The 14,768-nt window shown below is 38.4% G+C and carries 16 protein-coding genes; all 16 read left to right on the top strand.

All coding sequences use genetic code 11. From position 1 onward, the window contains the following. The first annotated feature begins 58 nt into the window (after positions 1-58). The 16 genes from MHB39_RS18885 (at position 59) to hisIE (ending at position 14,747) form a co-directional block, all read left to right on the top strand. Positions 59-1,606 carry a fatty acid--CoA ligase family protein gene (locus tag MHB39_RS18885; RefSeq protein ID WP_048390826.1) on the top strand — a complete coding sequence of 516 codons (1,548 nt, stop codon included), beginning with the start codon at positions 59-61 and terminating at the stop codon, positions 1,604-1,606. 249 nt (positions 1,607-1,855) lie between these two features. Continuing rightward, complete coding sequence (locus MHB39_RS18880) at positions 1,856-2,503, top strand: VTT domain-containing protein (RefSeq protein WP_004227966.1); 648 nt, start codon at positions 1,856-1,858, stop codon at positions 2,501-2,503. 164 nt (positions 2,504-2,667) lie between these two features. Continuing rightward, positions 2,668-3,897, top strand: a complete 1,230-nt coding sequence (locus MHB39_RS18875) for an HDOD domain-containing protein (RefSeq protein WP_036078836.1) — start codon at positions 2,668-2,670, stop codon at positions 3,895-3,897. A gap of 163 nt (positions 3,898-4,060) precedes the next feature. Next, complete coding sequence (locus MHB39_RS18870) at positions 4,061-4,903, top strand: YitT family protein (protein ID WP_258860816.1); 843 nt, start codon at positions 4,061-4,063, stop codon at positions 4,901-4,903. Positions 4,904-4,951: 48 nt separating this feature from the next. After that, positions 4,952-5,275, top strand: coding sequence for a cytochrome c551 (gene cccB / locus MHB39_RS18865; protein ID WP_016991709.1), 324 nt, complete (start codon positions 4,952-4,954; stop codon positions 5,273-5,275). A 142-nt stretch (positions 5,276-5,417) separates the two neighbouring features. Next, a complete protein-coding gene (gene hprK / locus MHB39_RS18860; RefSeq protein WP_004227974.1) occupies positions 5,418-6,353 on the top strand; it encodes an HPr(Ser) kinase/phosphatase in 936 nt (311 codons plus the stop codon). Positions 6,354-6,399: 46 nt separating this feature from the next. Continuing rightward, a complete protein-coding gene (gene lgt, locus MHB39_RS18855; protein WP_016991708.1) occupies positions 6,400-7,221 on the top strand; it encodes a prolipoprotein diacylglyceryl transferase in 822 nt (273 codons plus the stop codon). Between the two features lie 13 nt (positions 7,222-7,234). Further along, positions 7,235-7,876, top strand: a complete 642-nt coding sequence (gene ppaX, locus MHB39_RS18850; RefSeq protein WP_016991707.1) for a pyrophosphatase PpaX — start codon at positions 7,235-7,237, stop codon at positions 7,874-7,876. Between the two features lie 5 nt (positions 7,877-7,881). After that, positions 7,882-8,424, top strand: coding sequence for an acyltransferase (locus tag MHB39_RS18845; protein ID WP_016991706.1), 543 nt, complete (start codon positions 7,882-7,884; stop codon positions 8,422-8,424). A 603-nt stretch (positions 8,425-9,027) separates the two neighbouring features. Beyond that, a complete protein-coding gene (locus MHB39_RS18840) occupies positions 9,028-10,200 on the top strand; it encodes an ATP phosphoribosyltransferase regulatory subunit (protein WP_342544932.1) in 1,173 nt (390 codons plus the stop codon). Then, positions 10,193-10,828, top strand: coding sequence for an ATP phosphoribosyltransferase (gene hisG / locus MHB39_RS18835; RefSeq protein ID WP_342544930.1), 636 nt, complete (start codon positions 10,193-10,195; stop codon positions 10,826-10,828). The genes MHB39_RS18840 and hisG overlap by 8 nt, the downstream gene beginning before the upstream one ends. Before the next feature lie 42 nt (positions 10,829-10,870). Beyond that, positions 10,871-12,145 carry a histidinol dehydrogenase gene (gene hisD, locus MHB39_RS18830; protein WP_016993563.1) on the top strand — a complete coding sequence of 425 codons (1,275 nt, stop codon included), beginning with the start codon at positions 10,871-10,873 and terminating at the stop codon, positions 12,143-12,145. Between the two features lie 4 nt (positions 12,146-12,149). Beyond that, positions 12,150-12,749 (top strand): imidazoleglycerol-phosphate dehydratase HisB, encoded by a 600-nt coding sequence (hisB, locus tag MHB39_RS18825; RefSeq protein ID WP_004227994.1) that lies wholly within the window; start codon positions 12,150-12,152, stop codon positions 12,747-12,749. Further along, the gene (gene hisH, locus MHB39_RS18820) at positions 12,746-13,378 is read left to right on the top strand and encodes an imidazole glycerol phosphate synthase subunit HisH (RefSeq protein ID WP_016993561.1); all 633 of its coding nucleotides are present in this window, start codon (positions 12,746-12,748) and stop codon (positions 13,376-13,378) included. The genes hisB and hisH overlap by 4 nt, the downstream gene beginning before the upstream one ends. Next, positions 13,372-14,133 (top strand): imidazole glycerol phosphate synthase subunit HisF, encoded by a 762-nt coding sequence (gene hisF / locus MHB39_RS18815; protein WP_016993560.1) that lies wholly within the window; start codon positions 13,372-13,374, stop codon positions 14,131-14,133. The genes hisH and hisF overlap by 7 nt, the downstream gene beginning before the upstream one ends. Further along, positions 14,130-14,747: a bifunctional phosphoribosyl-AMP cyclohydrolase/phosphoribosyl-ATP diphosphatase HisIE gene (gene hisIE, locus MHB39_RS18810; RefSeq protein ID WP_016993559.1), complete on the top strand. Its 618-nt coding sequence runs from the start codon at positions 14,130-14,132 to the stop codon at positions 14,745-14,747. Before hisF ends, hisIE begins: the two co-directional genes overlap by 4 nt. Positions 14,748-14,768: the final 21 nt, after the last annotated feature.

Here is a 14,768-nt window from a genome sequence, read left to right as displayed (position 1 = left end):
TTTCTTATATAATATTACTGAATAACGATTCATTTTATACGATAAGGGGATGGTGTAATTGAATTTAGTTTCACGTGTTCGTCAACAGGCAGCAGAACAACCTGAAAAAGTGGCGTATCATTTTATGGGGAAAGATACGACTTACGGGGAATTTGAGCATACAGTTGGCCGCTTTGCAAAGGGATTACAAGATTTAGGCGTTGAAAAAGGGGATCATGTGGCGTTTTTACTCGGCAACACGCCACACTACTTAATCGCTCTCTATGCAACAATGCGCTTAGGGGCAACAGCAATACCTGTTAATCCAATCTATACACCGGATGAAATTTCTTACATTTTGCATAATGGAGATGTAAAAGCAGTCATTGCTCTAGATATGTTGCTACCATTGGTTGAAAAAGGTGTACAAGCATTTCCACAGGTAAAAACATTTATAGTTTGTGAAACCACACCAGATATAGCAGAAAAAGTGGCAGCTTTATCACCACAAGCACAAGAAAAAACACATTTATTTACACATGTAATCGCCAAAACCACTCAATCTTTACAACCTGTTGAAGTTGCAGAGGATGACAATGCTATTATTTTATATACTTCAGGAACTACAGGTAGTCCAAAGGGAGCTATGCTGACACATGGCAATGTGTACTCAAATGCACGTGATGTTGCGCATTATTTAGGCATTAATGCAGAGGACCGTGTTATTGCGACACTACCTGTTTTCCATGTATTTGCCTTAACGGTAGTGGTGAATGCGCCTTTATTAAGTGGAGCAACAGTTTTACTTGCCCCACGCTTTAGCCCTAGCGAAATTTTCGCTTTAGCACGAGAGCAAAAAGCAACGGTATTTGCTGGTGTTCCTACTATGTATAATTTCTTGTACCAATTACCTGAAGGCAATCCAGAGGATTTCTCAACAATTCGCTTAGCTATTTCAGGTGGTGCCTCCTTGCCTGTTGCGCTATTACATAATTTCGAACAGAAATTTAATGTGCGTGTGTCAGAGGGCTATGGCTTATCCGAAGCTTCACCAGTTACATGTTTTAACCCATTAGATCGTGATCGTAAAGCTGGTTCTATTGGAACATCCATTAGTAATGTCGAGAATAGAGTTGTCGATGTTAATGGTCAGGAAGTACCTGTGGGCGAAGTTGGAGAGCTAATTGTACGTGGTCCAAACGTGATGAAGGGATACTATAAAATGCCTGAAGAAACGGCGATGGCGATTCGTGACGGCTGGCTCTATACAGGAGATTTAGCAAAGGTAGATGAAGAAGGGTATTTTTACATTGTTGACCGTAAAAAGGATATGATTATTGTAGGGGGCTTTAATGTTTATCCTCGTGAAGTGGAGGAAGTGCTGTTTGCCCATAATAATATTGTAGAAGCAGCAGTGGTAGGCTTCCCAGACCCTAACTTAGGGGAAGCAGTACATGCCTATGTTGTGCTGAAAGAAGTAGCTGCTACTACAACAGATGATCTACTATCCTATTGTGCTAAACATATGGTGAAGTATAAGGTTCCGAAAGTAATTGAAATACTGGATGAACTACCAAAAAACACAACAGGAAAAATATTAAGACGTTCATTAAAAGAAAAAGTTTAAACGAGAAAAGCTACTATTGAAAAATGGTAGCTCTTTTTTTGTACATTATTCGTATAATAGTAAAATCAGTTGAGAGTAGATGACTGTAAGTGATAAAATCAAACTTGTGAAATCTTCTACATACTTTTCAAGAGCTTGTCATATAGTGAGGAAGTAATGTAAAAAGACGTACAAAACTGGAACCCTTTGAGGTGAAGCCACGTCAAAGCTTTTAGGTAAAAATACTATTGAAAGAGAGCATACAAAAACATGTTAGAACTCATTAAGGAGTTAATAAGTTTTATTGTGCATATCGATGTGCATTTAGAAGAAATTATTCGTGATTTTGGCAATTGGAGCTATCTTATTTTATTTGCGATTGTTTTTGTAGAAACAGGCGTTGTTATTTTCCCATTCTTACCTGGTGATTCCTTGTTATTTGCAAGTGGAACATTAGCTGCGGCAATGGGCGCATTCGATATGTGGATTTTAATCCCTGTATTTTTAGCTGCAGCTATTTTGGGAGATACGATGAACTATCATATTGGACATAAGGTAGGGACATCTATTCCGCCAAAGAGCCTCCTCGGTAGAGTTGTTAAAAAAGAGCGTATGGAAGCAGCTGAAAAATTCTTTAATACACATGGTGGGAAAACGATCGTAATCGCACGTTTCATGCCATTTATTCGTACATTTATCCCGTTTGTGGCGGGTGCAAGTAAAATGAAATATAGTTATTTCTTATTTTATAATATTTTTGGTGCAATTTTATGGGTATTCAGTTGTACATTATTAGGTTACTTCTTTGGGAATATTCCAATTATTAAAGATAACTTCTCAGTTGTACTAATTTTGATTATCATTATATCTGTTGTGCCTGCAGTGATTGGTGCAATAAAATCCAAAGTAGGTAAATAATATGGACAGTCCTTAAGTGATTATTATCACAGGGACTGTCCTTTCCTTTTTATTGGCTGAAAAAGCCAAGTTGGCCTGTTAAGTTAGCTTGAAGTATAAGCATCAGGTCGTAAAAAATGTTATACTATAAATTACTAGAAAATGGAGAAATGGGGGGCAACGGAATGGAAGTATTCATTGGCAGACAGCCTATATTTAATCTTCATGAGCAAGTTGTTGCATATGAATTGTTATATCGTAGCAAAAACGTAAATGCCTTTCCAATGGTCGATTCAGATGCAGCAACGATTGATGTACTTGTGAACTCATTTCTTTCAATTGGTTTTGAAGAGGTAACGAAAGGTAAACCTGGTTTTGTAAATTTTACTGAAAACTTATTGATGAGCTCTATATATGAATTTTTAAATCCCTCACAGGTAGTGATTGAGATATTAGAGGATGTTCCACTTACCTATCAATTAGTGGAACGTGTAATTGAGCTAAAAAAACAGGGGTTCCAAATTGCTTTGGATGATTTTATGATGGATGATCAAGTGGAAGTTTATGATGAATTATTCGAACAAATTGATTATATTAAGGTCGATTTTTTAGCTTCTTCCATTGTAAAAAGAATGGAAATCGAAAATAAGGTTAAGGAGAAGTTTCCACATATTCAATTGCTTGCTGAAAAAGTAGAGACGCGTCATCAATTTGAAGTCGCTAAATCCTCTGGCTATGTGTTATTTCAAGGTTATTTTTTTGAACAACCGCAAATAATACGAGCAACAGACATTCCAGCAAATGCGATTCAATACATTCACACTATCTCCTTACTAAAAGAGGAAGAACCGAATATTCAATTGTTAGCAGAAAATATTGAACGTGATATTTCATTAACATACAAGTTATTGCAAATGATTAATAACTCATCTAAACGTTCTAAATCGAAAGTGCGCTCCATCAAACAAGCGATTGTGTTATTGGGTGTATCAAATCTACGTAAATGGATTTATTTATTGGCCATGCGTGAAATTGATATTGATGCCGATTCCGATCTTTTTAAAGAAGTGATGTGTACGTCTTTATTCCGAGCTAAGGTTTGTGAAAAACTAGCTAAGCTAGCTTATAAAAAGAATTTCTCAGAGTATTTTTTAGTCGGCATGTTTTCTCTAATTGATACATTACTTCAAAGACCGATGAATGTTATTTTACAGCAGCTACCATTCTCAGAGGATATTACGAATACCATTCTGGGCTTTGAAACGGAAATGACTCCTTATTTGGAGTTTAGTGTTGCGTTAAGTAAACTAGATTGGCCGCGCTTAGAAGAGCTAGCTGTACAGTTGAATATTCAGTTAGTTGACATTGATCTTTTATATTATGAAGCCATTGAATGGGCAGAAAAATCATTTTAAACTAATTCAGCAAAAGCTATCTTATTGATTACAGTAAGATAGCTTATTTTACAGCTCCTCAATATAGTATCCCTTCATCAAGATGAAGTTCTCAATGCTAAAAGTATTTGCTATAATCATCTCGTCTTTAAAAAATTCTGATAGTTGAAGTGGGCGTGGGGAAATGAAACATGATGTGAGAGATAGCATTGTGGAGTATGTGTATGTCATTGTAGGAGCGGCAATAATTGCTATTGGTTTTAATGTCTTTTTATTACCAAATCAAGTCGCTTCAGGTGGGGTAAGTGGAATTAGTACGATTTTGCATGGTTTATTTGGCTGGAATCCGGGAATTGTTCAGTATGCGTTTAACGTTCCGCTTTTTATTGCTGGTGTTTTATTACTGGGCAAAAAATTTGGGATAAAATCCTTTATTGGGACAATTACGTTACCGTTTATTGTTTTATTAACAAATAGCTGGGAACCTTGGACTGATAATCCTTTATTGGGTGCTCTTTTTGGTGGAATTGTTGTTGGGCTAGGAATAGGAATGGTCTTTAAGGGGAATGCTTCAACTGGTGGCACTGATTTACTAGCGCAAATCATTACGAAGTATACAGGATTGTCGCTTGGAACAAGTGTGCTGTTAATAGATGGCGTAATCGCAATTAGTGCAGCAATTGTTTTTGACTTAGAAAAAGGTTTGTATGCTCTCATTGGACTTTATGTTACCACAAAAACGATTGATATTATTCAGCTAGGTTTTAGTCAATCTAAAATGGTCTATATCATTACATTGAAACAAGATGAGGTTAGAGAAGCCATTTATGCTGAAATTAATCGTGGTGTAACGAAGTTACCAGCAATTGGTGGGTATACAGGAGAGGCACGACCAGTTCTGATGGTTGTTGTTTATCAAACAGAATTCACAAAGCTGAAACAACTCATTAAAAGCGTTGACCCATCAGCGTTTGTTATCGTTTCTGATGCATACGAGGTATTAGGAGAAGGTTTCAAACGTGCATAATTTTGGTATAATGGCGGCGTAAGGTATTTATTATGAGGAGGGGTACTAATGAAAAAAGCAATGTTAACATTAGTGTTCGGATCAGCAATCTTCTTAGCTGCATGTGGCGGCGGAGATAAAACTGCATCTAATAAGGGTAATGAAAGTGCTGCAGAGCCAAATGGCGAAGCAATTGCGATGAAATCTTGTGTTACTTGTCATGGTGGCGAGCTACAAGGTGCAAATGGTCCAGCATTAAATAATGTAGGTTCACGTTTGTCTGAATCAGAAATTTTAGATATTATAAATAATGGTAAAAACGGCATGCCTGCAGGATTAGTAAAAGGTGCAGATGCTGAGGCAGTTGCTAAGTGGTTAGCAACTCAAAAATAATTGCTTTTTAAAAACTAGCGGGCTGGAGAGCCGCTAGTTTTTTTAGTGCAAGCAAACGCTGTATTGAGAGTAAATACATTTCTTTTACACATAGACATGCTAAAATAAGGTGAACCTTATCCATTGATTGGAGGCTTTTTCATTGGTCGTAGTATTAACAAGAGATGTTATGGAGAAATTTAAGTTAGAGTTATTAGCTGGTGAAGAAGGAATAGGCAGGACAATTGTGACTAGCGATATCTCAAGACCAGGGCTTGAAATGGCAGGATACTTTACTCATTATCCAGCGAATCGTGTACAATTACTCGGCAAGACTGAACTTTCCTTTTTTGAAATGCTCCCAGCAGATGTTAAGCTTGAGCGTATGCGTTTACTTTGTTCACAGGACACGCCTGCTATCATTATTTCTAGAGATTTAGAAGTACCAGAGGAGCTTATTCAAGCATCAAACGAAAAGCATGTACCTGTGTTTAAAACACATATGACCACAACTAAATTTTCGAGTAGATTGACGAACTACTTAGAGGGACGCTTAGCTCCGATGACAGCAGCGCACGGGGTACTTGTCGATGTGTATGGCATCGGTGTGCTTATAATCGGCAAAAGCGGTGTGGGTAAAAGTGAAACAGCTCTTGAGCTTGTAAAAAAAGGTCATCGTTTAGTAGCGGATGATTGTGTTGAAATTCGTCAAGAATCAGAGAACCTATTAATTGGAAGCCCTCCACCTTTATTAGAGCACTTATTGGAAATACGAGGCATCGGCATTATTGACATTATGACACTATTTGGTGCAAGTGCAGTACGCCCCTATAAACGTATTACCCTCATCATTGAACTCGAAATATGGGATCCACAAAAAGTTTATGATCGATTAGGCTTAGAAGAAGAAAAAATGAAAATAATCGATACGGAACTAACAAAATTAACAATTCCAGTAAGACCAGGACGCAATGTCTCCGTTATTATTGAAGTAGCAGCGATGAATTATCGTTTAAAGAAAATGGGCGTCAATGCGGCAGAGGAATTTTCAAGACGTTTAGATGAAGTGATTTCATCAAATGATGTGTTAGACGATTAAAAATTTTCAAACAATATTGTTAATGGCATATTGAGAGGAGTAGAAAATGGATTTATTACTATTGCAAATTGACCCGATTGCCTTTCATTTAGGCCCAATTCCAGTTCGTTGGTATGGATTACTGATTGTATCGGGAATCATTTTAGCCTATGTTGTTGGGCAGAGAGAGGCCGTTAAGCGAGGTTTGCCTGAAGACTTTCTTGCAGATTTATTATTATGGGCAGTGCCTATATCCATTGTCTGTGCACGTATTTACTATGTGTCAATGCGATGGGATTACTATAGCGAAAATCCAGGCAAAATTATTGAGATATGGAATGGTGGTATTGCCATCCACGGTGCACTCATCGGGGCATTTGTGACAGCTTACATATTTACTCGTATAAAAAATGTAAGCTTTTTACGAGTAGCAGATATTGCAGCACCTAGTATTTTAATCGGGCAGATTATTGGTCGATGGGGCAACTTTATGAACCAAGAGGCTTATGGTGGTGAGGTATCGAAAGCATTTTTAGAAAACCTAATGCTCCCAGATTGGATTATTAATCAAATGTATATCGAAGAATTAGGTTCTTATGTACACCCCACTTTTTTATATGAATCGGTTTGGAACCTGATTGGGCTTATCATTTTATTAGTTTTGCGCAAAGTGAACTTAAATCGTGGTGAAATTTTCTTTAGCTATTTAATTTGGTATTCTATCGGTCGCTTCTTTATCGAAGGAATGCGTACAGATAGCCTCTACTTAGTTGGAGATTTACGTTCAGCACAGGTTGTATCCATTATTGGTATTGTAGTGGGTCTAGGTGCCATTATTTATCGTAGAATAAAGGTGAAACCAGCCGTAAAATACTTGGATAATAAATAAGGGGTTGTAAAAAATGGCTGTAAAGGCACTACTATTTGATTTTGATGGAACTTTACTGAATACAAATGATTTAATCATTCAAACATTTATGCATGTATTAAATGAGCGATTTCCCGGGCAATATTCGCCAAAAGACTGCCTGAAATTCATCGGTCCATCATTGAAACAGACATTTAATGACATTGCACCAGGTGAAGAAGATACTTTGATAGAAATGTATCGAGCTTGGAATATTGCACACCATGATGAACTAGTTAGCCAATACCCTGATGTTGTGTCAACTCTAGAGCAATTAAAAGCGCAAGGTATACGATTGGCTATTGTTTCGACGAAACGTAATGAGACCATCGATCGTGGACTTGCTATTCTTGGTGCAACACATCTATTTGATGTACGTATTGGTACAGATGATGTGAAGAATGTGAAGCCTGATCCAGAGCCAGTATTACTTGCGTTGGAAAGATTAGGAATAGAAAAAGACTATGCGATTATGATTGGCGATAATTCGCACGATATTGAAGCTGGACATCGTGCTGGTGTAAGAGCAGCGGGTGTCGCTTGGGCAATTAAGGGAGAGGCTTACTTACAGCAGTATCAACCAGAATATATGTTGCAACATATGTCAGATTTATTTGATATTGTGAAAGAGGGGTAAGGTAGATGGCGCGTAAAACAGAACGTTACCGTGTCCAAGGAGCCAATTCACTTTGGAATATATATGACACGGTGTCCTTTTGGAAGGTGATGAAGTGTTTCATTGTCATTCAAATCGGACGCTTCACACCATTTTTACGTGTGAAAAACTGGCTTTATCGTACATTTTTAAGCATGACTATTGGTAAGCAAACGTCATTAGCCTTAATGGTCATGCCAGATACCATGTTTCCTGAACGAATTTTTATTGGAGACAACACTGTGATTGGATTTAACACAACCATTTTAGCACATGAATATTTAATAGAGGAATATCGCTTAGGTGATGTTCATATTGGAAATGAAGTAATGATTGGGGCAAATTCAACCATTTTACCAGGTGTAACAATTGGTGATGGCGCCATTGTTTCAGCTGCCACACTTGTACATAAGGATGTGCCAGCAGGCTGTTTAGCAGGGGGTAATCCGATGCAAATTATTTATACAGCTGAACAAATGGCAGAGCGCAAACGTAATGAGGTTGTAGAGTGGTGTACACCAAAGAAATAATAAAAACTCACGTAGTATGGTTCTATACTTCGTGAGTTTTTTAGCATAAAAAAGCTACTCCAAAACACACTAGTTTTTGGAGTAGCTTTTACTGTTTATATAAGAGCTATGTCATAGTATGATTTGAATTTACAAGTGTCATGATCGCCTAAGCAAGTTGTTTCAACAAAAGTTAATTTAATTGCAGTTCCATCAATGTTTTCAGTTGAGTGAAGTGACACTTTGTCACCAGTATAAAATCACCTTTTCCATAATAAATCGCACCAATGTGTAGTGTAAATGGTTCTTTTTGTTATTAATGCTATTCTAAATTAAGTTTTTTGAAAGGTATTAATATAAAAGTTTGATGATTGTTTTGTCACATTTTAGACCTATTCTTGTTCTCGCTAAAGCATTTTGTCAAATTATAAGAAAAATGAGTCATGCTTTTTTTGCAAGTCTTTTCAATTCAATGTGTATAATTAACAGAATAATAAGTATTTAAAGATTTCGATAATTAATGAGGATAACGTTGACTGTTTTATTGAAATAAGTTAAAATTCTTTCATAATCTAATTCTCTAACACTCTAGTGAATTAAAGTGAAATGTGAGGAAGTGTCCATATGTCGTCGATAAAAATGTTTGAAAAACCACTTGGAATGCGCGATACATTTCCGCAAATCTATGAGAAAGTTGAAGCAGTTAGACATGCTGGTAGAGACTTTTTATATAAAAGGGGTTATGAGTTTATAAAAACGCCTGCGGTGGAGTATTTCGATACAGTGGGGAAGGCTTCAGCGATTGCTGATGCTCATTTATTTAAGTTAGTGGATAGCCAAGGGAATACGTTAGTGCTGCGACCTGACATGACTACACCGATTGCCCGAGTAGCTACATCGAAACTATTAAAGGAAATGATTCCATTACGCCTTGCCTATTTTGCCAGCGTTTTTCGAGCTCAGGAAGCAGAAGGTGGCAGGCCAGCTGAGTTTGATCAAATGGGAATTGAGTTAATAGGTGATCAATCAGTTTTTGCCGATGCAGAAGTTATTGTAACGGCAATGGAGCTATTAAAGCATTTTAAATTGGAAGAGTTTAAAATCACAATTGGACATGCTGGTATATTAAATTGCATTTTACAAGATTACACAGAGAGTATTGAACAGCAAACAACGCTTAGAACATTGCTTGTCCAACGAAATTATGTAGGGTTTGAAGAAGCAGTAGAATCATTTGATCTGCCAAAAGCTAAATCCGATGCCCTCTTACAATTTATTGAAGAAGCCATGAATGTCAAGGATATACGAGATATTGAAAAATATGTACGTAAAAATGACGCATTAGAATACATGCAACAACTTGCTCAACTACTTGAAATGGCTAACTTAGCTGATTATGTAGCTTTTGATTTCACACTTTCGAGTCATATGAGTTATTACACAGGTATGCTATTTGAAGTATTTGCTGTAGGAAGTGGCTTCCTATTAGGAAATGGAGGCCGTTATGATGGCTTGTTAGAGGTATTTGGTTCAAAGGTTGGTGCTACAGGATTTAGTATTCGTGTGGATCGTTTATTAGAAACACTTAATGGGCAGTCCGAGAAACGACAGGAAGCAACAGTTGTACTTTTTGAAGAAGAACAATTTGAGGCAGCTTTACTAAAGGTTAAAACTTTACGAGCAGCAGGAAAATTAGCTACTTTGCAGTTACGTAGTAGTCTAGTCGATGAAGCGGCCTTTTTAGCATACTTTACAGAAGTGGTGGTAGTTGGACAGGAGGAAGTTGGCGGTGAATGAATTAACGATTGCAATGCCCAAAGGACGAATCTTTGAAGAGGCATATCAAATGCTGTTAGAGGCAGGCTTTAATTTACCAGAAGAAGTAGAAATGTCACGTAAATTAATGATTGAAATACCAGAGGAAAAAATTCGCTTTATTTTATCAAAGCCAATGGATGTTCCTGTCTATGTTGAACATGGTGTTGCGGATATAGGTATTGCTGGTAAGGATGTCTTGTTAGAGCAACAGCGAGAGGTGCATGAATTACTTGATTTGAAAATTAGTAATTGCTATATCGCTTCTGCAGGCTTACCAAACACCTCCATGAATGAAATTGCGCCAAGAATTGCTACGAAATATCCGAATATTGCAATGAAGTACTACAAAGGCATTGGTGAGCAAGTGGAAATAATCGAGCTCAATGGCTCTATTGAATTAGCACCAATGATTGGCTTAGCTGATCGAATTGTCGATATTGTTTCTACAGGTCGTACATTAAAAGAGAACGGCTTAGTACAATATGAATTTATTACTGCTGTCTCTTCTCGATTAATTGCAAACCCAGTAAGTTATCGTATGAAAGGTGAGCGGATTATTGATCTTGTGAAGCGATTAAAGAAATGTGTGAATGAGCAGAAAGAGTAATCATTTTTAGCTACATATGAAGGACTAAAGGGGATTAATCCGATGAAAATAACAAAGCTTGAAAAAGGCATTTCCTTAAAAAGACCACTTGAAGGAGGAAATGAGGAACAAATAAAAGTTGTGCGACAAGTCCTTTCGGATGTTAAGGTACAGGGAGATGCGGCGTTACGTACCTATACTGAGATGTGGGATGGCTATGTCCCTAAGAGTTTGCGCGTCTCTGAAGAAGAAATACAAGAAGCAGTAAGTGAACTTGATCCTCAACTTTATAAGGACTTAGCGGAAGCAGCAGAAAATATTCGCTTTTATCATGAACAACAGATACGTTCAGGGTATCGCCTAGAACTGGGAGAGGGTTCTTGGTTAGGTCAACGGGTAACGGCCTTAGATGCAGTAGGACTATATGTTCCAGGTGGTACAGCAGCCTACCCTTCATCTGTATTGATGAATGTGATACCAGCGCAGGTTGCAGGGGTGAAACGTATTGTTATTACTTCACCTGCAGGGCAGAAAGGGAAACTACCAGCAGGTGTACTTGTGGCGGCTCACCTTTTAGGGATTGATGAGATTTATAAAGTTGGTGGGGCACAGGCCATAGCTGCACTTGCCTATGGCACGGAAACAATTTCCCCAGTCGATAAAATAACAGGTCCAGGAAATATTTATGTGGCACTTGCCAAACGTGAGGTATTTGGAGAAGTGGCCATTGATATGATCGCTGGACCGAGTGAAATTGCTGTGCTGGCTGATGATACAGCCTATCCTGATGAAATTGCTGCAGACCTTTTATCACAAGCAGAGCACGATCCGCTAGCTTGCGCAATTCTTGTCACAACCTCAGAGCAATTAGCTAAAAAAGTAGCTGAGGAAGTAGAGAAGCAGCTGCTGAACTTACCACGTCAAGAAGTAGCGCGTGCTTCTATAGAGAAATTTGGGGTAATTTATGTAGCTGAAACATTAGCGGATGCAGTGGAAGCTATTAATTCATTAGCACCAGAGCATTTAGAAATTGTGACAGAAAATGCGGAGGCACTAGCTGAGCAAATAAGACATGCTGGCGGTATTTTTATAGGTCGATATAGTTCTGAGCCAGTTGGTGATTATTTTGCAGGGACCAATCATGTACTACCAACCAATAGTACGGCTCGTTTTGCAAGTGGCTTAAATGTCGATGATTTTGTGAAAAAATCAAGTATTGTTTACTATAGTAAAAAAACCTGGAGTGACAATGCATCAAAAATTGCACGTCTAGCGCGTATGGAAGGCTTAGAGGGACATGCTCGTGCAGTGGAATCACGTGGATGGGAGAAGGAATAGGACGATGACAGAAAAGAAACGATATGCAAAGATAGAGCGTACAACGAATGAAACGCAAATTTCAGTAGCCATTGATTTAGATGGTGAGGGCAAGGCTGATATCCAAACAGGCGTAGGTTTTATGGACCATATGCTTGACTTATTTATTAAGCATGGACTATTTAATGGCACAATACATGCTAATGGCGATACTTATATTGATGATCACCATACAACAGAGGACCTTGGTATTGTATTAGGTCAGGCTGTTCGAGAAGCACTTGGTGATAAAAAAGGCATTAAACGCTATGGTAACGCCTTTGTACCGATGGATGACGCACTAGCTCAGGTAGTGGTCGATTGTTCGAATCGACCTCATTTAGAGTATCGTGTGCCAGCATTAAAAGAAAAAGTAGGAACATTTGATACAGAATTAGTGCATGAATTTTTATGGAAATTTGCCCTTGAGGCAAGGATGAATGTTCACGTGATTGTACCTTATGGCCAGAATACACATCATATTATTGAGGCAATTTTCAAAGCATTAGCACGTGCGATTGATGCCGCAGTGGAAATTGACCCGCGTGTTAAAGGCGTACCATCTACTAAGGGGCTGTTGACGTGAAAATAGGTGTTATTGATTATGGTATGGGCAATTTATTTAGTGTGGAGCAAGCATTAAAACGGCTTGGCTGTGAGGTTATTATAACTGCTGATGAGAAGGCGTTAGATACAGCTGACGCACTTTTATTACCCGGGGTGGGGGCATTCCCTGATGCCAGAAAGCGTTTAGCTGAAACAAACTTAGATCAATATTTACAGAAGGTACAAAGCGAAAACCGTCCTCTTTTAGGGATTTGTCTAGGCATGCAATTATTATTCGAGCAAAGTGATGAAGTAACCCCAACAAAGGGGTTAGGCTTTTTCAAGGGATGTATTAAACGCTTTAGTGGTAGCCAAGAGGGCCAAGCATACAGAGTACCACATATGGGGTGGAATGAACTGATTGTGGCAAATCGTCCTGCATGGTTACACAATGAAGTATCAGCCAAGCATGTCTATTTTGTTCACTCCTTTTATGCAACAGATATAGTAGAATCAGAGCTTGTTGCCTATGCTGATTACTATGGCATTAAAGTACCTGGTATTGTGACGAATGGTTCTGTGACTGGCATGCAATTTCACCCTGAAAAATCAGGGGAATTAGGTGTTTATTTATTAGAGCAATGGTTGAAAGGTGTGAAGGCATGCTAACAAAACGTATTATCCCATGTCTTGATGTGAAAGAAGGTCGTGTTGTAAAAGGTATACAATTTGTCTCTATCCGAGATGCAGGAGATCCTGTAGAGCTTGCGAAGTTCTATGATGAACAAGGAGCAGATGAGCTTGTATTTTTAGATATTTCTGCTTCACATGAAGGTCGAGAAACGATGGTAGATGTCGTTCGTCAAACAGCGGCTACGCTTGCCATACCCTTTACTGTTGGCGGAGGCATTCGTACGTTGGATGATATGAAGCGTATTTTACGAGCAGGTGCTGATAAAGTTTCGGTGAATACATCCGCGTTGGAAAGACCTGCACTTATTAAGGAAGGCTCTGATTACTTTGGCGCACAATGCATTGTTGTAGCAATTGATGCTCGCTATAGTGAGGAAGATGGCACATGGATGGTTTATACACATGGTGGACGCAACAAAACATCTTGGTCAGCTATTGAATGGGCAAAAGAGGCTGTACGCTTAGGAGCTGGTGAGATTTTATTAACAAGTATGAATCAAGATGGAGAAAAATCAGGCTTTGATTTAGCCTTAACCAAAGCAGTACGTGAAGCTGTGACAGTTCCTGTGATTGCCAGTGGTGGAGCGGGACATGCCGAACATTTTTACGAAGTATTAGCACATGAGGTAGATGCAGATGCTGCACTAGCAGCCTCCATCTTCCATTATAAAGAAACGAGTGTAGCGCAAGTAAAGGAATACTTACGTGAAAAAGGAGTGGCGGTAAGATGATAGAGAATATTCAATTTGATGAGAGAGGTCTTGTTACAGCTGTAGTACAAGATGCCAATACAAAAGAGGTATTAACAGTAGCGTATATGAATAAGGAGTCATTAGCTAAAACCATTGAATCAGGGGAAACTTGGTTTTATTCTCGATCCCGTCAAGAGCTTTGGCATAAGGGAGCAACAAGTGGCCATACACAAAAAGTAGTGTCAATCAAAGCAGATTGTGATCAAGATGCGTTAATAGTGGAGGTTCTACCGACGGGGCCAGCATGTCATAATGGTACAATTTCTTGCTTCACTGAAGTCATTCAGCAAAATGAGAAGGTAGGTTCTATTGACATCATTTCTAAACTTGCTCGTGTCATCGAAAAGCGAGAGCAGGAAATGCCAGAAGGAGCGTACACTACATATTTATTTGATAAGGGCATTGATAAAATCTGTAAAAAGGTTGGGGAAGAAGCAACAGAGGTGGTTATTGGTGCCAAAAACCGAGATGCTGAGGAAGTAAAATGGGAGGCTGCTGATTTAATTTATCACCTACTAGTATTATTACAAGAACAAAAAGTAAGCATTTATGATGTTCTACATGTGTTGGAAAAACGTCACGAGGAGAAATAACAGCATATTATTGATTGTGTG

This window comes from Lysinibacillus sp. FSL K6-4013, from assembly GCF_038630435.1.
Taxonomy (GTDB): Bacteria; Bacillota; Bacilli; order Bacillales_A; family Planococcaceae; genus Lysinibacillus; species Lysinibacillus boronitolerans.
Note: the sequence above shows the minus strand (reverse complement) of the source record. Positions and strands in the feature narration are given on the sequence as shown.